The sequence below is a fragment of the Halobacillus rhizosphaerae genome, assembly GCF_046719735.1.
Classification (GTDB): Bacteria; Bacillota; Bacilli; order Bacillales; family Halobacillaceae; genus Halobacillus_B; species Halobacillus_B rhizosphaerae.
The window spans coordinates 508,186-533,726 of record NZ_JAUTWQ010000001.1 but is presented as its reverse complement, the minus strand read 5'-3'; the positions used below and the strand labels follow the sequence as shown (position 1 = coordinate 533,726).

Below are 25,541 nucleotides of genomic sequence, written 5' to 3'. Positions count from 1 at the left end.
CTACTCCTCTCCACTCTGTAAATCAGGTCTCAGTTGTTTAGCTTCATGATGATAAATATGCTGTATTTCTTTTTGATTTTTATCTGTCTGAACAGTTATCATGACGCGTATACACCGCGGCAGACTGTTAGGAACATTGATTTCCCGCATACACATTACGGGAACATGGGTCCAACCTTCCAGTCTACGGAGGGATTTAGCAGGAAAGGCATCATTCAAATCTTCTGTTGCTGTAAAATAGACACTAACTACATGTTCTGGCTTAATATGATTTACGTTAACGATCTCTTTCACTAAATGAAAGGAGCGTTCGACTATTTCTTCTGCTTGATTAGCCCGAACTGATGTGGCTCCTCTTACTCCTCTAATCATGACGCCTCACCTCTTTTAGAAAATCATTCAGCTCCTGCAATAATTCTTCGTCCTGTAACGGTTCGATACAAGGAAAACCCGTATCTGTAAGCAATACATAATTAATAACCTCGTGCACGGTTTTTTTATCCCGTTTCATACGGTTGATTAATGAGTTGCAGTCTAGTTTATTGAGTTTATCTACTGGAAAATGGTTTCGAATAATCCAGTTAACATAATCTTTTACTGGTAAATCTGTTTGAAATTTCTTTTTACTCAACTTTAAAGCAAACCAAATTCCAATGGCGACGGCTTCCCCGTGAGTGATATCTCCATAACCCAATTCAGCCTCGATTGAATGAGCTAAAGTATGCCCGAGATTTAAATATTTTCTTACTCCCGCTTCCCGCTCATCCTGTTCTACAAGGTTCGCTTTTACTCGAATCCCCTTTGCAAGATCTTTCGCAATCTGGTCTTTCGATAGTTGAGTTAAATCCTGCTGGAGCAGTTCATCCAGCCACTTCGGATCACTTAAGAGTCCATGCTTCACCACTTCGCCATAACCTGATCTAACTTCTGCTGGTGATAAGCTGGATAACGTCTCCATATCATAAATAACATGAACAGGGTTATAGAAACTTCCTATTAAATTCTTCCCCTGTGGGTGATTAATAGCCACTTTTCCTCCTACGCTGCTGTCGTGGGCAAGAATCGTAGTAGGCATTTGGACAAAATCAATGCCTCTTAGATACGTGGAAGCAGCAAAACCCGCCAAATCTCCGATCATTCCTCCCCCAAGAGCGATAATAAGAGATTTTCGGTCAAGCCTCTCTTCCACACATACGTCTAGTAAATACTGATACTGTTCCATACTTTTAGACGCTTCTCCAGCAGGTACAACTGCTGTTCCCACTTGACCTTTAGGGGAAAAGCCTTCTATTACTTGCTGCAAATATAGATCCGCAACTTGACTATCAGTAATAATTAACACCTTTTGATAATCTTTATCGAGAATTTCTTCTACACGGCCTCTAATGCCTGATCCAATAGCAACTTCATAATCATGGGTGCTTGATTGAATGAGTAAAGAAGACATTAAAATGCACGAACTTCCTTGCGATAGTCATCCACGGTTCGTTTAAGCCTTGGGAAATAGTCTGCTGGGAATTCTTCTGTAATCGCGCGAGCCAATTCAAATGCTACAATGTGTTCCATAACTACAGAAGCAGCAGGAACCGCACATGAATCGGACCTTTCAATGCTGGCCTGGAACGGTTCTTTAGAATCAATATCTACACTCTGCAGCGGCTTGTACAGGGTCGGTATCGGTTTCATTACCCCCTTGACAACAATTGGCATCCCAGTCGTCATGCCACCTTCAAATCCTCCTAAGTTATTGGTCCGGCGGTAATATCCACGTTCTTCACTCCATAATATTTCATCGTGGACCTCACTCCCATGGCGTCTGGCGGCCTCAAATCCAAGTCCGAACTCTACCCCTTTGAATGCATTGATACTCATCACACTGCCCGCAATTCGGCCATCGAGTTTACGATCATAGTGCACATAGGATCCTAACCCCGGCGGCATTCCCTCTACATAGACTTCACATACTCCACCGATGGAATCTCCATCTTTCTTTGCCGCATCAATGGCTTCCATCATTTTTGCCGCTGCCTCTTCATCAAATGTTCTTACTGGAGACGCTTCAGAAATGTCCCGGCGTTCTTTCAAGGACAAGGTTTCATCTACATCACTGACAATTCCTGCTATCTCTCTTACGTAGCCGGCAACTTCTATTCCCAGCTCACTGAGTAGGACTTTTGCTACGGCACCCGCTCCAACACGTGCAGCGGTTTCTCTTGCAGAAGATCTCTCCAGAACATTTCTCATGTCACGATGTCCATATTTCAAACCACCATTTAAATCTGCATGGCCAGGGCGAGGTCTTGAAATCGTTCTCTTAACCTCAGCATCATCCTCCAGAGGTTCCTCTCCCATAATGTTTACCCAATGTTTGAAATCATCATTATGTACCACTAGAGAAATGGGTGAACCTAATGTATATCCATGACGAACCCCACTAGTAATATCTACAAGATCCTTCTCAATCTGCATACGGCGTCCACGGCCATAGCCGCCTTGACGACGGATAAGAGATTCATTAATTTGCTCTTTGAAAAGCGGTAAATGGGAAGGTACCCCTTCAATAATTGTTGTTAGTTGTTTACCATGTGATTCGCCCGCGGTTAAATAGCGCATGAACAAAAGACCTCCTGTAATAAATTTTACGTACTACTATATCATAAGCATCGTCGTTTGTGTTCTTTAATTATTTAATTTTCTAAAAATCATTTCTCTTATTCCTTTTTATAGAAAAAAGTATCAAAAACCTGGAAGCCAAATTTTGAGGGAGAGAAGATCTGCTCTGTACTTCCAACAAAGAAGATTCCGCCTTTCGATAGAGATTTACTAAAATTAGAATAGATCATCTTTTTCGCTTCCTCTGTAAAATAGATCAGAACATTTCGGCAAACGATCAAATCACAGTTCTTTTCATAGCGGTCAGCAAGTAAATTATGCTTTTTGAAAGTGACACAGCGCCTGATTTCCTTACTAACTTCGTAAGAGGAAGAACCTATTCTTGCAAAATATTTGGTTTTAATTTCAGTCGGTACTTCAGTTAAAGACCGTTCCGGATAGACCCCTCTTTCCGCCTTTTCAATAGCTAGAGGATCTAAATCTGAAGCAATGATTTCTATATGGCTAAGAGGGATAAATTGATTAAGAATTATTGCAAGCGTGTAAGGTTCTTCTCCTGTTGAACAAGCTGCACTCCATATTTTCAACTTTCGATTTCTTGTCAGTAAGTAAGGATAAACTTTCTTCTCTAATACTTCCCACCTTTTTTTGTTACGGTAAAACTCCGATACATTAATAGTCATGCGGTCTAAAAGTTCTTCTAGTAAAATAGAATCCTTTCCTAGTGCCTCAAAATAAGAAAAAAATTCAGCATGCCCCCGTTTATTTCGAAGAGAAGTCAGTCGCCTCTTCATCTGGGCTTCTTTGTATAAAGAAAGATCGATTCCTGTTTTTTTATAAATCCCAGATATAAATTGTACGTAATCGTTAGTCATTTAACCGTAGCTCCTTACCTATTCTCGTCCATTTAAGCCTACTTCATGATTGAACCGTTGTAAATGTATTACAAGGGCCTTTTGTTTCCTTTCACACCATTCAGAACAAGTTCACGAGAGCGATTTAATAGACCCACTCCGTTTATTATTGCAAACAAACCTAATTAGGTATAAGACCTCTTCCAACTTCCTTATCTAAAGCCCTTCCTTCATCTTTTCCAGGACAATAAAAAGAACCGTCTGATTAACAGACGGTTCCACGTAAGGGATTAATATACCCAGTTTAATTGATCTTTTTGATAATTTACGATTTCGTTCTCATCAAAAAACAAGCCAATTTCTCTTTCGGCGCTTTCTGGGGAATCAGAACCGTGAATAATGTTCTTTCCTACGATAACCCCGTACTCTCCACGAATCGTTCCAGGTGCAGCGTCCTTGGGATTTGTAGCGCCCATCATCAATCTGGCAGTAGCAATTACATCTTCTCCTTCCCAAACCATTGCAAAAACCGGTCCGGAAGTAATGAATTCTACCAATTCACCGAAGAAAGGCCTTTCTTTATGTTCCCCATAATGCTTCTCAGCTAGTTCGTTAGGAATCACCATTAGCTTTGCCGCAGCTAATTTAAACCCTTTCTTTTCAAAACGACTGGTAATTTCTCCGACCAGACTACGTTGTACTCCATCAGGCTTAATCATTAAAAATGTCTTTTCCATGTGTACACCTCATTTTATGTATAGAGTGAAAGCGCTTTTAACAAGTGCCAAGATTGATTCTATCATGGAAAAGACAGAGTAGCAACGCTTTATGCTTTTCTTTTTCCAATATATTTAGCAATCCCTTTTAGCGTCTGCTTGGCACGATGTGAAGGCAGTTGATCCAGGGACTCGTAAGCTTTCTTTAAATAGCGATCGCTAATTGCTAGAGACCTGCCGATTGAACCATTGGTTTTGATCTCTTCAATTAAAGGCTTAAGATCCTCAGGATTTAATGTTTCGCTGCTTTTGAAGTAGTTCTGTAATTGGTGATTAAATTCCGGATTTTCCAGCGAATAAAGCACGGGAAGAGTAATATTCCCTTGTAGGAGATCACTTCCTGCCGGCTTGCCTAACTCCTCTTCAGAAGCAGTGAAATCCAGTACATCGTCAATGATTTGATAGGACATTCCCACATAGTAGCCATAATAATAAAGGGCCTTTTCTTCTGATGGAGAAACGTTCGAAGCGATTCCTCCCAATTGGCAGCTGGCTGCAATCAGCAATGCTGTTTTTCGCTTAATTCTCCGTAAATAAGTACGAAGATTTTGATCTAAATTATATTTATCCTTTATCTGCTCTATCTCTCCTAAACATAACTCGACCATCGTTTTAGCAAGAATCTGATGAGCTCTAGGGTTATCAAGTTTAGAAAGATTTTCAAGAGAACGGGCAAAAATATAGTCCCCGGTGTACATTGCAATTCTATTATCCCAGCGAGATTTGATCGTCGGCTCTCCGCGTCTAAGTTCTGCTTCATCAATCACATCATCATGGACAAGAGAAGCCGTATGTATAAGCTCGAGAGATACGGCAACGGCTTTCATACGCTCGATATCATAGTCTCCAAATTTACCTGCTAATAAAACAAATACAGGCCGAATTCTTTTCCCCCCTGCCTGGAGCAATTGACTGGATGCCTCTCTAAGGACAGGGTTCTCTGATTGAATGGTTTCATTCACAGCGTCTTCTATTTTTGCGAGATCTTGTTTTAAAAAAGAATAGATCATTGCTAGCTTCATGATAGTTCATCCTCAATTATTGCTTTTCACCCATATGCATAGCTGCCACGCCGCCTGTATAGGATTTCACTGCGATATTAGTTAAACCGGCCTCTTTAAACATGGCTTTCAATTCATCTTTTCCTGGAAAATCTTTAGCGGACTCATGAAGCCAATTATATTCTTGATAGCTTTTCGCAAACAAGCGGCCAAATAAAGGCATAATATTTTTGAAATAAAAGTAGTATAACGGTTTAAAGAAGGGGTTTGTTGGCTGAGAGGTTTCAAGACAGACCACTTTCCCGCCGGGTCTAACCACTCGGCGCATTTCCTTCAGAACTTGAAGGTAATCCGGAACATTTCTTAATCCAAATCCAATCGTAACAAAATCAAATGAATCGTCAGAATAAGGTAGTTCCATAGCGTTGCCATGTTCAAATTCCACCTGAGATACCCGGTTTTCAAGCTTTTTCTTTATCCCAATGGAAAGCATATTCACGCTGAAATCCAAGCCGGTCACTTTACCTGAGGGACCAACCTCTTTAGCAAGTGCCATTGTCCAATCCCCGGTACCGCAGCAAACATCCAAAGTATGGTCACCTGGAGCTACTTTCATACGTTTCATAACATCTTTCCGCCACAGCCGATGCTGCTGGAAGGAAATGATAGAATTCATTCGATCATATCTGCTGTATATTTTTTCAAAAACGTGGTGCACACGTTCTTCTTTCGTCTGCTGCTGCATGAATTACCCTTCCTCTGCGATTTTTCTATCATAAAACTTATGATGGATAGCTGAATGTATATAAGACTTAAGCCAGTTAAAGTGAATAGGCAGTTGGGAAACCGTGGTCTCTACATGACTGATATGTTTCTGAATCATCTGCTCTATATTAATAATTACCTGCCCGCTGTTTTCCAAAGCACCCGGATGCTTAAAAAGAACATCCATAAGCGGAGAGAACTTTCCTTCCAAGTAACTCTTCTTCTCATCCAGCAGCTTCTTAGTCAACAGCCACTCTCCGGCCATATCATTGATCGTCGTTCTCTGAACATAAGAGGCGACCTTTTGAATTAATAAGGATTCAATCTTCTTAAGAGAACTGAGAAATTCCTGAAAGGACTCCACATCTTTATAGTAAAGTTCCATCTTTAATTCATTAATTTCTTTAATGGCTCCTGCCAAAGTGTGAATCATGGGGATATCATCTAATTGGGACAACAAATAATAGTACAGCCCGCTGTAGTAGTCTCCCGCAAGAACAGTTAATTGCCGGTTTCTGACGGTGTCCCCATCCTCTTCTTCTTCACTAAGAGTAACTAGATCATGCGTATCAAGTGCAATCTGCACAAGCATAGTTGTAATAATGTATTGTTCCTTCTTAACGGTCTCTAAAGTCGTGTGATCCATAATGGATGCTAAAATGACAAGCTTGTCCTCATCGATAAGTGGTTCTGGAATAAACTTTGCCAAAAAAGGATGGCGAACTTGAGAAGCTATTTTCTGTTTTAGCTGGTTAATATCTGTGTCTGATGGATTCAACTTGATCACCTGGTCCCTTTCTTAACAATGCTAAACCAAACTTATTATAGCATAAATCAACTGCCGCCGCTTTATGTACGCACTTGCAAAATAAGCAGAGCGTACTACTCTGCTTCATTTGTCATTTCACCATGACTCGTTTGGATAACAGCTTTGCCTCTCACCTTCACAGCAGAAGTATGTTCCGTGAATTGAGCAATCATGACTTCACCTTTATCCAGCTTCTCAGAGTGGTGAAACCGTGTATCTGTTCCCCGCGTCAAACCAATAACATTTACGCCGTCTTCCAGTGCTTTTATTACAAAAAAATCATTATTTGCTGTGGACATGTTCGTGCCTCCTTCTTGTAACTATCTCTTACAAATGGTCCAATGTCAAAGAATCTATATACTTCAATATGCTGATTAATCATAAGAAAAAGGGTGCTTAAGGCAGCACCCTTTTTCAAGCCCTATGTAGCTTATTATTTCACAGCGTCTTTAAGGGCTTTACCAGGTTTGAAAGCTGGAACTTTGCTTGCAGAGATTTCAATCTCTTCACCAGTCTGCGGGTTACGGCCTTTACGTGCCGCACGTTCGCGAACTTCAAAGTTTCCAAATCCAATAAGTTGGACTTTCTCACCATCTTTAAGTGAATCCATGATCGATTCGAATACAGAATCGACAGCCTGAGTTGCGTCTTTTTTAGAAAGATCAGCTTTCTCAGATACAGCGTTAATTAGATCTGTTTTATTCATGACATTCACCTCCTCCCACGAAGGTTGGTCTCATTCAAGCGGCTATACCGCATTAAATGTACATTTTGCCGTCATCAAAGGATGACAAGCCTTATACTAAACGAGTTTTCGAGGAAATTCAATAGACAATCACTGAAAAAACGCGTTACCAAGCGATTTGTCTTAGTGAATAACCCTTCATCACAAGGGAATCTTACCATATAGCTTGACAGGATGCAAGATTGGTTAAACCCTTGGTATAATAGGTTTTATCCTCTGTTTCCACCTTCACTTCGTTACTTACGACACCTCCTGGTAAAAACCCTTTTATTTTTTATGTTTTTTTTCAAAAAAAATTAAAAACGGCCCCAACGGAGCCGCTATAGAATGATTGCTATCATGCCTCCAGAGCCTTCATTAATAATCCGCTCCAGGGTCTCTTGTAATTTATATCTTGCATTTTCAGGCATTAAGGCAAGCTTTGCCGAGATTCCTTCTCGAACAATTGAGCTTAGTGATCTGCCAAATATATCTGAATTCCAAATGGATAGTGGATCTTCTTCAAAATCCTGCATGAGGTATCGCACCAATTCTTCACTTTGTTTCTCTGTACCAATAATCGGTGAAAATTCTGACTGCACGTCAACCTTCACCATATGAATGGACGGGGCGACAGCTTTAAGCCTAACTCCAAACCTTGAACCTTGACGTATGATTTCAGGCTCATCCAGTGCCATATCTTCAAGCGTAGGGGCAGCAATACCATACCCGGTTTTTTTTACCATCTGTAATGCATCAGCGACTTGATCATACTCGCGTTTTGCATGCGAAAAGTCCTGCATAATTTCAAGTAAATGATCTTTTCCACGTATCTCTTCTCCAACGATTTCCTTTAAAACATGATCATATAAATGTTCCGGAGCCTGGAGGTCAATTTCAGCAACTCCTTCTCCAAGATCCATGCCAGAAATATGGGCACCTGTTATATACTCATATCCATCAAAGTTCCCCACTACACCATCTACGTCTCTCAGCCGTTTAATGTCTTTCACAGTATCTTCTATGGCATTCTGTAAATTACTTCTTAACCAATGTCTTGAATCCAAAACCATAACCCAGCTCGGGAGGTTTACATTGACTTCTAATACAGGGAATTCAAACAAAGCTTCTCTTAGTACATTCTGAACATCTTGCTCACGCATACTTTCAACAGAAAGGGCTAAAACAGGAATATCATATTTCTCAGTGAGCTGCTGACGCAGCCTCTCTGTATTCTCCTGATGAGGCTGTGCAGAGTTGATTACCATAATAAATGGTTTTCCTACTTCCCTAAGCTCGCTGACGATCTTTTCTTCAGCTTCTACATAATCAGCTCTCGGTATTTCACCAATTGTTCCATCAGTCGTCACGACAATCCCAATAGTGGAATGCTCTTGGATGACCTTCTGAGTTCCAATTTCAGCGGCTTCATGGAAAGGTATCGCCTCTTCATACCATGGCGTATGAATCATTCTTGGGCCATGCTCATCTTCATAGCCAACCGCTCCGTTTACGGCATATCCTACACAATCTACCATCCGCACTCGTATATCCAAGTGGCCATCAATATTTATAGTCGCCGCCTGGTTAGGCACAAATTTTGGTTCCGTTGTCATGATCGTTTTACCAGCAGCACTTTGCGGAAGTTCATCTAAAGCGCGCTCACGCTCCGACTGATCTTCCATATTAGGAAGCACCACTAATTCCATAAACTTTTTAATGAACGTAGATTTCCCCGTCCTAACTGCTCCAACAACGCCTAAATAAATATCTCCATTCGTCCGTTTGGAAATATCACTAAAGATATCTACCTTTTCCAAAGGATCCCCTCCCAAATGTAATTTCCATCATACAAGCCTAGACAATCTAATTCTATGACGTTGTCCTAGTCAAATATGCCAGATATTCAGAAGTTTCTTTTATAAATCAAAAGCGGATGGGTCCGTTTTGCCTCGTCACTCAGGAGTCACAGGCCCAGGGGAAGGGTCCTTCCTATATGGAGGACCTAAAGCTGGACGAATCAAAATCGGAAGAACCAACAAAGTATTTCTGCATGTCATTTCTTTTCCTCATACACGGATAGCACATGAATTACAGCTGCTGCTATTGTAGCATTGAACTTTTCCACATCCTCTTAAAACATGAAAAATAAATCATAGAACCAATTTCAGATAATAACAGCTTGCTATATTCATATTCGTTTCTAATTAAAATTACTCACTAAAAAACCCGAAACAATACGATCAATTGGTTCGGGTTTCCTAATGAATGCAGGGCTTGCCTGCTTTTTATGAAGAACTATTCATGAATACCGGTTCTCCATTCTCCAAAGTATACGGAGGGGAATAAGCCGGAACTAGAGGGGAGTGATCCGTAAGTAAATAACGAATGTCATCACCGTTCTTATATGAATTTTTCTTATTACGCAAATAATTATAAAGGTCTTTTCTGTAATCGATCAGCAGTTCGCCTTGATCACTGATATAGATAGGGAGACTTTGGTCAGAATAAGGACTATCAACCACGGGCTGATGGTCCAAACCAAGTTTTTCATAGTTTAATTTATAAACCCCTTTAGCAACCTGACTGCCAAAAGGAGGATACTTATTCTTCTCTTTGTAAAACTTTATCTTCACTTGCAGAGCTCTTAAAGTTTCGCTGGTGCGCAAGTCAAGAACTTTTACAGTAGGATTTGTTTCCGGCTTAATAATTACGTATTGATAATGACCACCGTTCTCAAACGAGCTTCCTGGCGCTTCCCCGATCAATCCTTTTTCTCTAAGCTTGGAAAAATCGATCGGATATTTTATAAAGATAGGAGTGTCTTGAGGTTTTGTTTTAATTGGCAATAAGCCATTAGTTTGATCTTGAAAGGAATCTACTGCTTTTTGAATTTGTTCCAGCTGAATTTGATTTGGGGTCTGGTTCTTCTGTAATTGCGACTGTGGGTATAGACACCCGCTAAGTAATAAAGTAAATAACGGGATTAGTAATAGTTTAGCCCATCTCACGCGGCCATCCTCCTTTTCTATGCTGTAGGTCCGCTCATTACGATATAAAAAATAATCAAGCCACCGAGAATCATAAATACATAAGCAAAAATAGCGGTGATAACGGAAAACACACCCGTAAGCTTGTGACGACTAAGTAATATAAGAACGATAGAGAGAATTAAGAATAAGATTCCGGCAAAAGATATGTACATATTGAGCATTCCGATCGACATTCTGTTAAATCCTCCTCTTACCAATAAACTGTACGTATTATATCATAGGTTGTCTCAAAGTATTAAACTAAAAAAACCCGGAGCATAATTAGTGCCCCGGCTGACTAAATAATTCCCGATCGTAGCTCATGCAAAATAATTGCTGCGTGTTATTGTATGCATAATTTTGAAGGACCGCCTCATCAGGCGCCCACTTTTAAATTAACCTTTAAAAAATTTCCCAAGAGTACTCATATCAAGAGGCATGTTTTGTTTCACAATCGCTTCAACTATTTTATCTTCTTTTTGCTTGGAAACGGGTTTGTTGGCAATTTTAGCTAATTGCTGAACTAACCGGCGAATTGTTTTCTCATCAGAGAAATCTGCATTTTGGACGGATTCTGCCACCTTATAGACATCCTCAGGATTGATATTCGCCTTCTTCTTTAAATGATCGAAAATATTCTTTTCAAAACCACTCATTACTTTGACCTCCTCGTGCGTTGGGTTCTGGATAGTATATGCACGAGGAGATTTATGTGTCAGTCCTTCATTTTTTCATCAAGAATATTCGTTAGGTCTTCCATTTCATGACGCCTGATTCTAGTCATTAATTGATCCACTACATCTCCAGGATTTGCTTCTTCAAAAAGAACACTGTAAATACCAGCTGTAATCGGCATTTCTACCCCTTCTGCTTTAGAGAGCTGGTAAGCGGCTTTTGTAGTGCGTACCCCTTCGACAACCATCCCCATATCTTCAAGGACTTCTTCCAAATCGGCCCCTTGACCCAATTTATAACCAGCACGCCAATTACGGCTGTGAGAGCTGGTACAGGTGACGATTAGATCACCAACGCCCGTTAAACCGGAAAATGTTAAAGGATTGGCTCCCATAGAGGTCCCAAGCCTCGCTATCTCTGCTAAACCACGGGTGATAAGAGCGGCCTTTGCATTATCTCCATAGCCTAGACCATCCGAAATTCCTGCACCAAGAGCAATAATATTCTTCAGGGAACCTCCAAGTTCCACACCGACTAAATCTGGGGAAGTGTAAACCCTGAATTGCCGGTTAATAAATAGATCCTGAACACTTTTAGCTATTTCAAGATTTTCAGACGACACCGTGACGGTTGTCGGCTGTCTAAGGCTGACTTCTTCGGCGTGGCTAGGCCCTGAGAGTACTACAATTGCATTGTAAAGTTCTTCAGGAATTTCTTCCTTGATCACTTCAGACACCCGTTTGTACGTTTCTGGTTCAATTCCCTTGGAAGCATGAGTAATTGTAACTTTGGTATCAATCACGTCCACCAGTTGTCTACAAACATCTCTAATTGCCTTTGTAGGTACTACTAAAACAATTTCCTTCGAACCTGATACTGCTTGTTTCAGATTTGAAGTTGCCTTTACATTAGCTGGGATGGAAACTCCCTTTAAATATTTTTCATTGGTATGATGCTCATTAATCTCTTTTACATAGGATTCACGATGTGACCAAAGCCGGACGTCGTGACCATTATCTGCCAGTACAATAGCTAGAGCAGTGCCCCAGCTCCCTGCACCTAATACAGTTACTTGTCCCATTTAACATTCTCCCTTCATTGGCAGTCAATCAACTACGCTTTCTGGCGAATATTTTAATTGGGGTTCCCTCGAACCCAAAGGCTTCACGTATACGGTTTTCTAAGAAACGTTGATAAGTAAAATGCATAAGTTCAGGCTGATTCACAAAAACTACGAAACTAGGCGGTTTAACGGCTACCTGAGCTGCATAAAAGATTTTTAACTTCTGCCCTTTAATAGATGGGGACGGATTCATGGCAAGAGCATCCATAATAACTTCATTGAGAACGTTAGTCTGCACTCGCTTTGCATGATTTTCACTAGCTTCAAGAACCTTTGGAATCAAAGTGTGAATGCGTTTTTTCGTCTTTGCAGACAGAAATACGATAGGAGCGTAGTCAAGATAGCGAAAATTAGATCTGACTTTATCCTCATATTCTTTCATAGTCTTTTCTTCTGATTTCACCGTATCCCACTTATTTACGACAATGATCACAGCTTTGCCTGCCTCATGGGCATATCCGGCAATTTTTTTATCTTGTTCCTGAATCCCAGTTTCTGCATCTATTAAGGCAAGCACAACATCAGAGCGCTCAATGGCTTTTAAAGCTCTCATAATACTGTATCTTTCGGTTGCCTCATAAACTTTGCCTCGTTTTCTCATTCCAGCCGTATCTATAATCACGAAATCCTGGTCATCTTTTTGGAAAGGGGTATCGATCGCGTCTCTAGTAGTCCCAGCAATTTCACTAACAATCACTCGTTCCTGACCAAGCAGACTATTCACTAATGAAGACTTTCCAACATTAGGACGGCCGATTAAACTAAAACGGATGGTATCATCATCTTCCTCCACAACTTCACGTTCAGGAAAGTGATGGACGACTTCATCCAGCAGATCACCAAGACCGAGACCATGAGTCCCTGAAATAGGAAATGGCTCTCCAAATCCTAAAGAATAAAATTCGTAAATATCCTCGCGCATTTCTGGATTATCTACTTTATTCACAGCAAGTACGACAGGTTTATTAGACTTAAATAAGAGCTTAGCGACTTCTTCATCGGCGCCGGTGATCCCATCACGTCCATTCACCATAAAGATGATTACATCAGCTTCGTCAATCGCCACTTGCGCCTGGGCTCTCATTTGGACTAATAAAGGTTCATCTCCAAGCTCTATCCCTCCTGTGTCGATCACATTAAATAATGTGGTCAGCCATTCGGCTTGGGCATAGATCCGGTCTCTAGTTACTCCAGGTGTGTCTTCTACTATTGAAATACGATCTCCAACTAAGCGGTTAAAAATCGTGGATTTACCTACATTAGGTCTTCCAACGATGGCCACAACAGATTTTCTCATGAAAGGGTCATCCTTTCTTATTTCTTAATTTCATGTTCAATCATTACGGAAAAGCAAAAAAATACTGCTCATCTAAGGAAGAAGCTGCTGGCAGCTGGATTCCAATAGAACAGCAGAGATCCATGTACTTAACTTTTTTATTTTAGCAAAGTATGCAGGAACTTACAACGTCCATTCTCTCAATTTCTACTCAATGCTTAACAATAATATAGAGATGATCACTTAGAGCATGAGCAATACCATCCAGGATCGCTTCAAGGTTTGCAGCTACTTTATCCATTTCTTCTTTAGTCGAACAGTGAAAAACAGCCGCACCTCCGCTTACCTTTTCCGTATGAGTGGTAATTACAGCAAGAATGAACTTCTCCATCTTCATCATCTTTTCCTCCTGCCTTGCTTCTGCTTTCTTGATGGCATTTGGATTGCATTTTCAAGGACTGGTACAGAAGCAATAATCTCTTTGGCCGTTTCTAAATCCTGCTCCTGGGGTAAAATAAATACTCCGATTCTTCCATCATTTAAATCTCTTTTGATTAACGGCACCAGTGCAGGGGTACCAGAATCGCGAAATACTCCCAGCATCACAGATACATCGTGGAGAATGGCCTGCCTTTGCCCTAAATTAGCAATTGTCGATCGCATACTGAACGATTTAGGGGTCAGGATAAATCCCATCCCGTACTTGAGAAGTTCTTCCTGACGCTCAGGTAAGCCAATATTCATAATATAAATATTATCCACATACAGGCCTGCTCCTTCAAAATAAGGCTCGGAATAATCAATGGTTACAATATCCGACAATTTTGAACCACTCATAAGCATACCGCTTAAAGCGAAACTAATTATACTCGCAAGTATAGCTGCCCAGATATTTAAAGCAAGATAACAAAGTGTGACTGAAAACGAAGTAAAGATAACTAAGTAATTTCTGCTCTCGAATGAGATTGCGATTCCTTCAATGTAAGTCTTTCCTCTGGGAACTAATTCATAAGAATCCATTTCAGTAAGTGTATTTCGTTCCATATTTCTAACTTCTCTAAATTGAGAAGCTGCCAACGTTAGAAAAGTCACTGCCGTGAATTCTTTCTCCATAATAGATGGAACTGCAATGGTACCTAAAGATGCTGCAATAAACCCCAGTGATAAGTGAATTATTTTACCATGAAGGTAGGTAGGATATTGCCGGTAGTCTGTGCGCAGCATAAAGATCCTCACCGCGGTGCCGACTGCCACTCCGAAAATAATAGGATAAGTGTATTCGTTCACACGTATGCAGCTCCCTTATTCCGGGATTTTCTTCCTCGACGGACCGCTTTCTTTAAGCGTGATATTCCATGGAGAATAAAGATAATGACCAGCCCTTTAAATGTTGTGACGATGACCTGTTCACTTGTGAGAAACTGCTCAACTCCATAGACTGAAAAAACATACATCGTCAAAAAAGCTCCACAGCTATTTAATATAAACCATAATCCGATCAGGCTTGAGAAAGACAGATCAAACCAATCAAGCAGTATAATGGCAAGAATCCATCCTAAATGAAAACCTGGAAATAGCGTCCACACGGGATGGACTACTAAAAACATTTGTATAGAGGTATAAACCATACTTAAAATGAACGGCCAAAAGTGGTCAACGAATGAGCGACGATCAATCAGCCAAAAGCTTAATCCAAAGCAATATAGCAATCCCAATTGCAAGTAATCATGTATTATAGGATCATTGATAAAAGAATAAGTGTTTAACACGATAAAGCAGAAAAAAAGGATTCTATTACGTACTTTACTGGGAGGCAGAAAAAAATAAGCAATCATGATAATTACCCAGCCATACCAATAATATTGTGCGGTCATGTTTCATCCCCCTCTCGTACCTATTATGTCTGCCTGCCATAATTTCTAAACGATACAATAGAGAATAATCATGTAAACATAAGGATTAGTACTTAATCGCTGATTCATTTCCAAATTAACCAAATTCGCATCTGCCAATGCTAGTTACATATAAGCTGATAACTCCTTGCGGCCAACTAATGTAACCATATCGCTATGATAATGAACCAGATCTACCTCGAAAATCGGAGAAAAGGAAAATTTGTTTACCATAACTTCCAGTAAAAAGAATCAAAAAACCCGAACCATTTATGTAATATGGTCCGGGTTGGGGGAAAGATTATTGATTTTTTGCATACTTTAAGAATTTTAACAAATCGTTACATCCTTTGTTCCTGCCACTCTCTCGTTTTACCAGACAAAACATAGGGCTGACGATGTAGTTCCTTAGTAGATCGAGCGTTCATCAGCATCAACGCCATTTTAACTTCGTGAAGAATATGTTCCACTTCTGAGATTAAAGCTTGACGGCCATCCTGAAGCAGCACCCGTAGCAGAGTTCCCGCCATTCCAAAAGCTTCTCCTCCTAAAACCATGGCTTTCACCCCATCAACGCCATGTCGAATTCCCCCTGAAGCAATGATGTGCAGGTCTTTATGAATAGACTTCGCTTCAAGTACTGATATAGGAGTAGGAATACCCCAATTTTCAAAAGAGGAGAATGGCTTTTCACGCCGAAGATTTTCCACCTTCGAGAAATTCGTTCCGCCGCGTCCCCCTATATCGACATAGCGAACACCGAGGTTCCAAAGACATTCAACTGATTCTTTAGACATCCCAAATCCAACCTCTTTCACGATGACAGGTTGGGAGACCCCTTCTACAATCCGCTGAATATTTTCCATTCTGGTTTTAAAATTACGATCACCTTCAGGCATAATTAGTTCCTGAAGTGTATTTACATGAATTTGCAATCCATCTGCTTCAATCATTTCTATAGCTTCATTCGCCTGAGAAACGCTGGCTTCACTCCCAACATTTGCGAAGATAATACCATCCGGGTTATTTTTTCGTACAATTTCATAACTGTTCCGTTCTGCTGGATCCTTCAGAGCTGACATTTGAGATCCCACTGCCATTCCAATCCCTGTTTCACTTGCCGCTAAAGCAATCTCTCCGTTTATTTGTTCTGTTCGTTCTCCACCACCGCCGGTCATCGCATTAATAAAAAGGGGGGAACTTAGTTTAAGTTCCCCCGCTTCTACAGATAATGAAAGTTCATCGAAATTTAGTTTTGCTAAACTTTGGTGAACAATATCTATATCATCGAAATGATTATAATAATCCCGATCATGTTCCAGCGCATGGTGAATATGCTCGATCTTTCTTTTTGCTCTCGACATATTCATCACCATCATTTAGTTTTTGTATTTATCCAGTTTGTCTCCAATCATATCACTTAGAGAGAAGCCTGAACTATCATCTTCTTTTTCATACTGTTTAATTTCAGAACGGGTCTGTTCACGTTCAAGTTCTTTCATACTTAACGATAAACGCTTTGCTGATTCGTCTACGTCTAATACTTTCACCTGGATGTCCTGACCTTCTTCCAGAACTTCACCCGGTGTTCCAATATGACGATTAGAAATCTGGGAAATATGAACAAGACCTTCAACGCCAGGAAGTACTTCTACGAAAGCACCAAAGCTGACAAGACGGCGCACTTTCCCTTCAAGTACTTCTCCCTGTTTCACTTTATTTTCTATATCATGCCAAGGTCCCGGCTGGGTTGCTTTTAAGGACAGGGAAATTCTTTCATTGTCACGATCAACAGAAAGAACTTTTACTTTAATCGTTTGACCTTCTTCTACAACATCTGCCGCTTTCTCAACATGCTCGTGAGAGAGCTGGGAGATATGTACAAGACCGTCAATTCCGCCAAGATTTACAAAGGCACCAAAATCAGTAAGTCTCTGAACCGTTCCTTCAACAACTTGTCCCTCTTCTAATGATTGAAGAACTTCTTGTTTCTTGGAAGATTCTTCTTCCTCAACTACTGCACGATGGGATAGAATTACACGATTCTGCTCCCGGTCAAGCTCGACTACTTTAAGTGTCAGAGATTTGCCTTTATAATCTTCAAAATCTTCTACATAATACGTTTCAACTAAGGAAGCAGGAATAAATCCGCGTAAACCGATATCAACTACCAGTCCGCCTTTCACTACATCTTTAACTTCTGCTTCGAAAATTTCACTATCTTCAAATTTTTGTTCCAGGTCTTCCCAAGCTTTATCAGCATCTACTGCTCTCTTAGACAATACAATTTCATCATCTTCCACTTTTTTAACCTGAAGTGTCAGCTCGTCACCTTCGCTGACCGCATCGGAAGCTTTTTCTACATGAAGGCTGGATAATTCACTAATGGGTACAATCCCCTCAACTTTATATCCAACATCTACAAGGACTTGTTTGTCTTCAATTTTCACAACTTTACCAGTCACAATATCCCCTGCAGAGAATTCTTTCATTCCTGATACTTCTTGATTCATTTCATCCATACCAAGCTACCTCCTTCAATTTCCGACACAACCTAAATACAGAAATGCCCTTTTTTCTAACTTCTAATATTTGAGGCTTTTTGTCAAGTGATTACGCTTGTTTAGCTGTGAATTTTATGCAATTGTCTGATTTCTTCCATAATTCGATCTGTAACCACTTGAGCAGAAGCTTTTTGCTCCCTGAACTCCTTCATATCAACAGGCTCACCGTATACTACTTTTAACGGTTTAAACTTTTTGTAAGGACCAATAATGGCGCAGGGAACAATAACTGCATTGGATCGTAAAGCAAAAAAACCAGCCCCGGCAAGACCTTTGCCTACCTCTCCATTCTTCTGTCGGGATCCTTCTGGAAACAGACCCAGGGCGTGATTGCTTTTAAGTACATCCAGACCTTTCCTTAAAGCATTACGATCCCTCATACCTCGTTTTATAGGAAAAGCGTGTACTCTAGTTAAAATACCCCCTATTACCTTGTTCTTAAACAATTCTTCCTTAGCTAAGAAGTAAATATTTCGTTTACTAGTAATGCCTACGACTGGTGGATCAGCATTCGAGATATGATTCGAACAAATAATTACCGGTCCGTCACTGGGAATATTATTCCTGCCGACTACCTTAATTCGGTATAGTGGATAAAAAATAATACTGCAAATGAATTTCCCGAGTTTATATAAATTCACTGCCGCACCCCTCCTAAGACTTTTTCTCCGCTATCTCTATAATCTTCTGAACAACTTCTTCAATGGAAAGAGACGTTGTATCCAGCTCAATCGCATCATCAGCCTTAACGAGCGGAGCAGTTTCACGCTGAGAATCGATTTCATCTCGTCTTCGAATCTCGTCCTGCAGCTGCTTAAGGTCAGAGTGGTACCCTTTTTCCTGGTTCTCCATATGTCTCCTAAGAGCACGTTCTTCCACACTTGCTATCATAAAAATTTTCACTTCAGCATGAGGCAGTACATGGGTGCCGATATCTCTTCCATCCATAACTACACCCTGGTCTTTAACGAGATCCCGCTGTCTCTCCACCATAACTGTTCTAACGCTGGGATGCTTAGCAACATAAGATACTTGATTGGTTACTTCTTGAGATCTTACTTCTTCAGAAACATCTACCCCATTTAAGATCACATGCTGCCCTTCTCCCGATTCACTTTGAGTGAGCGAGATTTTAGTATGCGCAAGCAGTACACTTAAAGATTCTTCATCTTCAAGGTCAATCCCTTCTTGTAAAGCTTTCCAAGTTAATGCCCGGTACATTGCCCCTGTATCTACATAAATAAACGACAGCTGTTGAGCTACCTTTTTTGCTACCGTGCTTTTGCCAGCTGCTGCCGGCCCATCAATGGCAATTGTCAAATTAGTCTTCATAAACAAGTTCCTCCATCATTCCAATCATACAAATAAAAAGCGCACCTGCTTTAAAAAAGCGCGCTTTGCTGATCTCTATTAAAATAAAATTATGATTACTTTCCAATGTAAAGAATAACATAAAATTTAGTAAAAAATCCACGAAAATTATCTTACATCAATTCCCGCTGCCTTCTTTCCATTTGCTGTTCAAAGCAATATTTAATGATCATCTGTCTATGTTTATCTGTTAAATCCATGAATTCTATAGAAGCTAGTTCTCTGGAGCCTTCCTTATTCAAAACTCTAATAATACTTCCTTTCACGTCAATGTAGACATAATCTCCAGAATTCATAGGAAGTACAATGGTTAATTGAACTTCCTGGTTCTCAATCAAATGATGAGTTGGAGGAAGGTGCAGAGCTGCCCCACCTCCGCTGATATCCTGTGTTACAGCTGTGAATAACACGTGGTTGCGTTGAAGGTCTCTGACGGAAACATCTATGGAAGTCTCCACCCTTACATACTTTCTCCGCTGGATACGCACTAACTGATTCATTCCAGGAAAGGTCAGGACTAGAACAGGAATTTGTAATTTTTTTCTTGCGACAACTTCCGATTCAAACCAATAAACAGACCCGTCTTGACCGATGAAGCTTACTTGAAATTGTGTGCCCTCAAAGAAAAAAGAAGTTTTCCTTGTGGTCGTTTTTATAGGATAATCAATATAAATGAACCCTTTCGATTGGTCCTGAAGCGAACATGTATATTTTTCAGGCTTTTTTTGGTTTTGTTTGTATAATTCAAGGGTCATTGTTGTTCCAATTTTCATCATATACTCATCCCTCTTTCACAGTGCAATACATGACTTTAGACTTAATTTAATTATCGCATGGGAGGGTAAAAAAGGAAAGAGATCATTACTAATTACTCAAAATAGATGTAGTTCTTTTTTATCAGCAAAAAAATAAGCCGCTGATAATCAGCGGCCGCTTCTTCACGTATTTGGATTGAATTTAACTTCTGCAGCCCGCATAGTTTCTACTTGTTCTTCTTCTCCGTTCCAAGCGTTGATAAAGATGCGGAAAGTTTGTTTACCTTTTGTTGCTAAATATTCATAACATAGTACTTGTTCATTTAAATCATTTTCAATTACAGCCATATGCTGCTCCTGAATCTTGAGCTGCGGATTTACTTTCGTTCTAGCTTCTTTTTCAGATACACTGAAAGGTTTCAAGTTCCGCTTGTAGTGATGACTGTAATAATCCAGTGAAGTCATTCCTAAGAGTTCCCCATTATCCAGGGCAATTTTCATTTCAATGGAATCTGGATAATACCGGACACCATCTTGATTATAAACAAACCTGAATACCCCAATTCTTTCATACTGGCTGCTTTCCACTAACTCAAATTCAGCATCTTTCACATCAAGACCTTTTAAATATTTTTCTGCTTTTGAATACGCTTCATGCAGACTAATCTTTGGTTCATTTACTGGTCTGCTAACCATGATAGTTAATGGGTGTCCCCCTTTTACAGACAAATCAATATATCCATTCACTTTATTCTTCTGGTAGGCTGCAGTGAAAGTCTGAACATCCGCCCCTTTTCCGGACTTTGTGATTTTAAGATCAGATGGATTCACATTTTTCAGCCATTTTGCTGCGCGGTCTCTTGCTTGACTCTTAGTAATTTCCTTTCCTTCCAGGTGTTTGAAATTTTCTTCTGTACCTGCTACAGAAACCCCCGCTTCTATATTCGCATCTCTGTACCCATCCACCGATTTTTCCACCGTCTTAAAACCATCAACTATAGTATTATCCCCCGCCTCATTATTAGTAGCTAAGGCAAGTTCCACGTCCATCCACCGTAAATTGTCTTTAAGTACAACGTTTTGTACTCGGCGCAATTCATTTTTTATATCACCCGATTGATCCTGAAGGTTCTCAAGAGCCTTAACTTCTTTGTCACTTAACGGTTTCTTTGATAAGTCGCGCACCGCTGTCCGATAGGCGAAATCACCTATATCGTGAAGAAACTCTTCCGTTTTGTTAAATGGCATTAATGATAAAGGAAGCTGCCCTACATCTGCATTGGCATCTGAAGTAATTCTCCAGATCTCCGCTAACTGAGGTGAAAGCTGTTCTCTAGAATTCATAGCAAGCGTCGTGCCAATCTTGTCATTTAACAGATCTACATAATAGGTTAATTCATGAAACGCTCGCTGATAGTTGTTTTCCGTTTGGATAAGAATAGCATTCTTATCTTGGTGTTCCTTATAGCCCCATACACCAGCAGCAGCGGTTGTTAAGCTCAATACTACAATAGTAATCCAGCGTATCATTCTACCACCTCCTATTTACAGAATATATGCTTGCCTATTTGCTTTACTTGAGGCCGTGACCAGATCCAGCTTGATGTAGCTGTATTCGGGTTAAAATAATAAACGGCTTGTCCAGAAGGGTCCCAGCCATTCATTGCATCAAGGACTGCCTCTTCAGATTGAGAGTCGGGCTCAAGCCATATCTGCCCATCACTTACTGCAGTAAAGGCACGGGGTTCAAATATCACTCCGGATACTGTATTAGGAAACGAAGCACTATCTACACGATTTAAAATTACTGCCGCAACAGCTACTTGACCTGCATAAGGTTCTCCACGGGCTTCTCCGTGTACAGCATTGGCCATGAGCTTAATGTCGTTTTGAGAATAACCGCTTGGCACATTTACAGCAGTCTGCTTCTTAGCTTGATTTTTTTTCGGCTGCTTTTTCGTCTGCTTCGTCTGCTGTTTTTTTGGTACGCCGCCATAATAGGTAAAGTCGTTCCCTTTTTCAATCTGGCTCTTTACATAACTCTTATCATACTTACTTGCTTTAGTTAGCTTTTGTTTCACTTTAGAACCTACAAGACCATCTATTTTCAATCCAAATTCATATTGAAAATTTCGAACAGCCCAATACGTTCCCCAGCCAAAAACTCCATCAATATCCCCGTTATAAAATCCTAAGTACTGTAATCTGGATTGGAGCTCTATTACATCATCACCCGTTGCTCCATGCTGTATGATTTGATTTGAAAATGCATGAACTTGCTTGTGCTGAGCCCATTCAGAACAAGGGAAAATAATTAGGGCAAATCCTAAACAAACGATTATTGTTTTCTTCCACACCATTTATTTTCGCACCCCTGACTACTACATATTTTTGTAGTAGTAGTGTTTTACTAAATCATCACTTTATACATTCAGACATAGAACAGAAGCTTATCTGTCTTTTATCCACACCTAGCCTAATCCAACAAAAAAACCTCCCCTGGAAAGAGGGAGGTTTAGAATTAAATTCTATGTTAGATCTGTTTTGGCTGTTGATTAGCAAGTCGAATTTTCCTTACACTAATAATCCATAAAACAATCATGAAAGGAGTAATCCAATACATCCAGGAGTGCTGCTTTACGGATAAAATATAATCATACACACTATGTAACATAAATGGAATCAACAAAGAAATAGAAAGATATAGCCTTCTTGAAGCTCTGGTAAACTTTGCTTTACCCATATAATACCCCATCAAAATACCAAATAAAGCGTGTGAAGAAACAGGAAAGATAGCACGCATCATTGCAATTTGAATGCCATTAGCAAATAAGTAAATGATATTTTCAACCGTTGCAAAGCCTAAACTGACGGAAACTCCATAGATTATTCCGTCATACGGATGGTCAAAGTTAGCATGCCTGTAGGCAACAAAGAGAAGGAAAAACCATTTAAAAAACTCTTCTAATAACCCTGCTAAAAACAGTGAACGTAGGAAGTGCGATTGAAAAAAGCCTTCACTTTCAAAAGCATATTGAATAAACATGAGCGGGAAAACTAAGATTGCACCGATAATAAACATTCTAATAATAAGCGGCAATGGCTCAAGTGCAATTCGCTTTGTCAAATATATAAAAGTCATAATAGCTATGGCAGGAGCAATGGCCGCCGTCAAAATGGCCATAATTCATCAGCCCTCTCTCTTTCTTTCCCATACATTTCATCGTATCATGAAGAAAGAGGAAAAGGAACAAACGAAATGGAAGCAGGTGTAAATTCATGAAGAAAATTCTAATCATTCATACTGGTGGAACGATTTCTATGAAAGAAGATAAAGCAACTGGAGAAGTCAATACTTCAGATAATCATCCTTTACAGGAAATCTCTTCGACCCTTGAAAACGAGGTACAAATAGAAGATGATATTCTCTTTTATTTACCTTCTCCCCACATTCGTCCGGATCATATGTTAAAACTCGGACAGTCGATCCACGAAAAAATGGCCATTAAAAATTATGATGGTATAGTGATTACCCATGGTACGGATACGCTTGAAGAAACTGCCTATTTTCTCGACTTATTTCTTCAGACTCGAAAACCCGTAGTGGTTACTGGTGCCATGAGATCAAGCAATGAAATCGGCTCGGATGGATTGTACAATTTACTTAGCGCCATTCGAGTCGCCTGCTGTGATGAGGCACAAGATAAAGGCGTACTCGTAGTGATGAATGATGAAATTCACACAGCTAAGAATGTTACAAAGACTTCAACCAGCAACGTTGCAACTTTCCAAAGTCCACAGTATGGTCCTATTGGTATTACTACTAAACAGGAAGTTTTCTTTCATCACAAAATGACCGGGCATGATTCCTACCCAATTCAAAAAATAAACAAAAAGGTTTCTTTAATCAAAGCATATGCCGGCATGGATGGTTTACTGATAGATGCCGTAAGAGAAAGCGGCGTGGATGGAATTGTAATCGAAGCATTAGGTCAGGGGAACCTTCCCCCGGAAACAGTGGAGGCTCTCAAACGTGTCATCGAGGACCATATTCCGGTAGTCTTAGTTTCCCGCTGCTACCAAGGAATCGTTCAAGCTACATATGGATATCCTGGCGGCGGCCGGCAGTTGAAAGAAATGGGAATTATATTTGCTAATGGTCTGACAGGACCAAAAGCAAGAATCAAACTCATGGTCGCACTGGAAATGACCTCTAACCCTATTGAATTATCTCCTATGTTCAGTTATTAATCCTGATTTCAATCTACAATTACTTGGACGTAAAGAAAGGTCATGGCAGAGGAAACTCTACACATGACCTTTCTTTTTAATATGATCAGCAATGGAAGCAGCAATCTTCCCTCCGTGATAACGGCCGTTCTCAATGAAAATTTCATTATTATTGTAACCAGCAGCGATTACTCCTGCAATATAAATTCCAGAAACATTGGTTTCCATCGTATGTTCACTAAAAGCCGGCCGGCCAGTTTCGCTGTCGAGTTCTACACCCATTTCAGTTAGAAAGTTATGATCTGGACGGTACCCAGTCATAGCGAATACAAAATCATTTTTTATCCGTTTCTGCTGACCTTTACATTCATAGACTACTTCATCTTCTGTAATTTCCTCAATGTGTGCACAAAACTCCATTTGTACAATGTCTTTATTTACAAGAGCTTCAAATTGAGGCAGAATCCACGGTTTGATACTTTTCGAGTATTCTTCTCCACGGTAAAGAACAGTTACTCTCGCTCCTGATTTCACCAACTCCAAGGTGGCATCTGCCGCAGAATTTTTTCCTCCGATGACTACTACATCTTTATTATAATAAGGGTGAGCTTCCTTAAAGTAATGCATAACCTTTGGCAGATTTTCCCCTTTAACTCCTAAATAATTAGGCTGATCATAGTAGCCTGTTGCGACAATGATATGTTGTGCCGCATATTGACAGGACTGCTTATCTTTTCTTTCTGTATACACCATAAATCCTTCACCAGTTTTTTCTACATGGGATACTTTTTCAAACGCATGAATATTTAAACTTTCCCGTTCTGCGACAGAACGATAATAAGCGAGCGCCTCATTTCTCACCGGCTTTTGTCTTTCCGTAATAAAAGGGATATTTCCAATTTCAAGCTTTTCACTAGAGCTGAAAAAGGTCTGATGGGTAGGATAGTTATAAATGGAATTTACCACATTTCCTTTTTCAATTAACAGGGGTTCTATCCCTTGCCTTTTTAATTCTATTGCCGCACTCATCCCGCACGGTCCTGCTCCTATAATGATTACCTGTTGTTGTCGTTGCAACTACT

The 25,541-nt window shown here is 40.1% G+C and carries 29 protein-coding genes; 1 reads left to right on the top strand and 28 read right to left on the bottom strand.

Going from position 1 to position 25,541, the window contains the following annotated elements; genetic code table 11:
* From aroH to prsW, 27 genes are all read right to left on the bottom strand, one after another.
* A complete protein-coding gene (gene aroH, locus Q7A53_RS02780) occupies window positions 1-372 on the bottom strand; it encodes a chorismate mutase (protein ID WP_411787580.1) in 372 nt (123 codons plus the stop codon).
* Window positions 365-1,447, bottom strand: coding sequence for a 3-dehydroquinate synthase (aroB, locus tag Q7A53_RS02775; protein ID WP_411787579.1), 1,083 nt, complete (start codon window positions 1,445-1,447; stop codon window positions 365-367). Before aroB ends, aroH begins: the two co-directional genes overlap by 8 nt.
* The gene (gene aroC, locus Q7A53_RS02770; protein WP_411787578.1) at window positions 1,447-2,613 is read right to left on the bottom strand and encodes a chorismate synthase; all 1,167 of its coding nucleotides are present in this window, start codon (window positions 2,611-2,613) and stop codon (window positions 1,447-1,449) included. The genes aroB and aroC overlap by 1 nt, the downstream gene beginning before the upstream one ends.
* A 98-nt stretch (window positions 2,614-2,711) precedes the next feature.
* Complete coding sequence (locus Q7A53_RS02765; protein ID WP_411787577.1) at window positions 2,712-3,488, bottom strand: CheR family methyltransferase; 777 nt, start codon at window positions 3,486-3,488, stop codon at window positions 2,712-2,714.
* Between the two features lie 269 nt (window positions 3,489-3,757).
* A complete protein-coding gene (gene ndk, locus Q7A53_RS02760) occupies window positions 3,758-4,204 on the bottom strand; it encodes a nucleoside-diphosphate kinase (protein ID WP_411787576.1) in 447 nt (148 codons plus the stop codon).
* An 89-nt stretch (window positions 4,205-4,293) separates the two neighbouring features.
* Window positions 4,294-5,265: a heptaprenyl diphosphate synthase component II gene (gene hepT / locus Q7A53_RS02755; RefSeq protein ID WP_411787575.1), complete on the bottom strand. Its 972-nt coding sequence runs from the start codon at window positions 5,263-5,265 to the stop codon at window positions 4,294-4,296.
* A gap of 16 nt (window positions 5,266-5,281) precedes the next feature.
* The gene (locus tag Q7A53_RS02750) at window positions 5,282-5,989 is read right to left on the bottom strand and encodes a demethylmenaquinone methyltransferase (protein ID WP_411787574.1); all 708 of its coding nucleotides are present in this window, start codon (window positions 5,987-5,989) and stop codon (window positions 5,282-5,284) included.
* A gap of 3 nt (window positions 5,990-5,992) precedes the next feature.
* Window positions 5,993-6,796 carry a heptaprenyl diphosphate synthase component 1 gene (locus Q7A53_RS02745; RefSeq protein ID WP_411787573.1) on the bottom strand — a complete coding sequence of 268 codons (804 nt, stop codon included), beginning with the start codon at window positions 6,794-6,796 and terminating at the stop codon, window positions 5,993-5,995.
* Between the two features lie 95 nt (window positions 6,797-6,891).
* Entirely contained in the window at window positions 6,892-7,116 is a 225-nt protein-coding gene (gene mtrB, locus Q7A53_RS02740) for a trp RNA-binding attenuation protein MtrB (RefSeq protein WP_411787572.1), read from the bottom strand.
* A gap of 134 nt (window positions 7,117-7,250) precedes the next feature.
* Entirely contained in the window at window positions 7,251-7,523 is a 273-nt protein-coding gene (locus Q7A53_RS02735) for an HU family DNA-binding protein (protein ID WP_128539557.1), read from the bottom strand.
* 359 nt (window positions 7,524-7,882) lie between these two features.
* Window positions 7,883-9,361 (bottom strand): stage IV sporulation protein A, encoded by a 1,479-nt coding sequence (spoIVA, locus tag Q7A53_RS02730; RefSeq protein ID WP_411787571.1) that lies wholly within the window; start codon window positions 9,359-9,361, stop codon window positions 7,883-7,885.
* Window positions 9,362-9,829: 468 nt separating this feature from the next.
* Window positions 9,830-10,552, bottom strand: a complete 723-nt coding sequence (locus Q7A53_RS02725) for a hypothetical protein (RefSeq protein ID WP_411787570.1) — start codon at window positions 10,550-10,552, stop codon at window positions 9,830-9,832.
* A gap of 17 nt (window positions 10,553-10,569) precedes the next feature.
* Complete coding sequence (locus Q7A53_RS02720) at window positions 10,570-10,767, bottom strand: DUF2768 family protein (RefSeq protein ID WP_411787569.1); 198 nt, start codon at window positions 10,765-10,767, stop codon at window positions 10,570-10,572.
* 201 nt (window positions 10,768-10,968) lie between these two features.
* Window positions 10,969-11,229 (bottom strand): stage VI sporulation protein F, encoded by a 261-nt coding sequence (locus Q7A53_RS02715; protein WP_411787568.1) that lies wholly within the window; start codon window positions 11,227-11,229, stop codon window positions 10,969-10,971.
* 59 nt (window positions 11,230-11,288) lie between these two features.
* A complete protein-coding gene (locus tag Q7A53_RS02710) occupies window positions 11,289-12,329 on the bottom strand; it encodes an NAD(P)H-dependent glycerol-3-phosphate dehydrogenase (protein ID WP_411787567.1) in 1,041 nt (346 codons plus the stop codon).
* A 28-nt stretch (window positions 12,330-12,357) separates the two neighbouring features.
* Complete coding sequence (gene der, locus Q7A53_RS02705) at window positions 12,358-13,668, bottom strand: ribosome biogenesis GTPase Der (RefSeq protein ID WP_411787566.1); 1,311 nt, start codon at window positions 13,666-13,668, stop codon at window positions 12,358-12,360.
* 190 nt (window positions 13,669-13,858) lie between these two features.
* Window positions 13,859-14,044 (bottom strand): capping complex subunit for YIEGIA, encoded by a 186-nt coding sequence (locus tag Q7A53_RS02700; RefSeq protein ID WP_411787852.1) that lies wholly within the window; start codon window positions 14,042-14,044, stop codon window positions 13,859-13,861.
* Entirely contained in the window at window positions 14,044-14,934 is an 891-nt protein-coding gene (locus tag Q7A53_RS02695; protein WP_411787565.1) for a YIEGIA family protein, read from the bottom strand. Before Q7A53_RS02695 ends, Q7A53_RS02700 begins: the two co-directional genes overlap by 1 nt.
* Window positions 14,931-15,521 (bottom strand): YphA family membrane protein, encoded by a 591-nt coding sequence (locus Q7A53_RS02690; RefSeq protein ID WP_411787564.1) that lies wholly within the window; start codon window positions 15,519-15,521, stop codon window positions 14,931-14,933. Before Q7A53_RS02690 ends, Q7A53_RS02695 begins: the two co-directional genes overlap by 4 nt.
* Window positions 15,522-15,880: 359 nt before the next feature.
* Window positions 15,881-16,903 (bottom strand): type 2 isopentenyl-diphosphate Delta-isomerase, encoded by a 1,023-nt coding sequence (gene fni / locus Q7A53_RS02685; protein ID WP_411787563.1) that lies wholly within the window; start codon window positions 16,901-16,903, stop codon window positions 15,881-15,883.
* Between the two features lie 15 nt (window positions 16,904-16,918).
* Window positions 16,919-18,061 (bottom strand): 30S ribosomal protein S1, encoded by a 1,143-nt coding sequence (gene rpsA / locus Q7A53_RS02680; protein WP_411787562.1) that lies wholly within the window; start codon window positions 18,059-18,061, stop codon window positions 16,919-16,921.
* Between the two features lie 101 nt (window positions 18,062-18,162).
* On the bottom strand, window positions 18,163-18,744 hold the full coding sequence (locus Q7A53_RS02675) for a lysophospholipid acyltransferase family protein (RefSeq protein ID WP_411787561.1): 582 nt from the start codon (window positions 18,742-18,744) through the stop codon (window positions 18,163-18,165).
* Window positions 18,745-18,757: 13 nt separating this feature from the next.
* Window positions 18,758-19,435, bottom strand: a complete 678-nt coding sequence (gene cmk / locus Q7A53_RS02670; RefSeq protein ID WP_411787560.1) for a (d)CMP kinase — start codon at window positions 19,433-19,435, stop codon at window positions 18,758-18,760.
* Window positions 19,436-19,587: 152 nt separating this feature from the next.
* Entirely contained in the window at window positions 19,588-20,250 is a 663-nt protein-coding gene (locus Q7A53_RS02665) for a flagellar brake protein (protein ID WP_411787559.1), read from the bottom strand.
* A gap of 162 nt (window positions 20,251-20,412) precedes the next feature.
* Window positions 20,413-21,759, bottom strand: coding sequence for a germination protein YpeB (gene ypeB / locus Q7A53_RS02660; protein WP_411787558.1), 1,347 nt, complete (start codon window positions 21,757-21,759; stop codon window positions 20,413-20,415).
* An 11-nt stretch (window positions 21,760-21,770) separates the two neighbouring features.
* Window positions 21,771-22,589: a spore cortex-lytic enzyme gene (gene sleB / locus Q7A53_RS02655; protein WP_411787557.1), complete on the bottom strand. Its 819-nt coding sequence runs from the start codon at window positions 22,587-22,589 to the stop codon at window positions 21,771-21,773.
* Between the two features lie 173 nt (window positions 22,590-22,762).
* On the bottom strand, window positions 22,763-23,413 hold the full coding sequence (prsW, locus tag Q7A53_RS02650; protein ID WP_411787556.1) for a glutamic-type intramembrane protease PrsW: 651 nt from the start codon (window positions 23,411-23,413) through the stop codon (window positions 22,763-22,765).
* A 95-nt stretch (window positions 23,414-23,508) separates the two neighbouring features.
* Between prsW and Q7A53_RS02645 the strand changes: the two genes are divergently transcribed.
* The gene (locus Q7A53_RS02645; RefSeq protein ID WP_411787555.1) at window positions 23,509-24,480 is read left to right on the top strand and encodes an asparaginase; all 972 of its coding nucleotides are present in this window, start codon (window positions 23,509-23,511) and stop codon (window positions 24,478-24,480) included.
* A gap of 57 nt (window positions 24,481-24,537) precedes the next feature.
* Here the strand turns inward: Q7A53_RS02645 and Q7A53_RS02640 are convergent, their stop codons facing one another.
* Entirely contained in the window at window positions 24,538-25,488 is a 951-nt protein-coding gene (locus tag Q7A53_RS02640) for a YpdA family putative bacillithiol disulfide reductase (protein ID WP_411787851.1), read from the bottom strand.
* Between the last annotated feature and the right edge of the window lie 53 nt (window positions 25,489-25,541).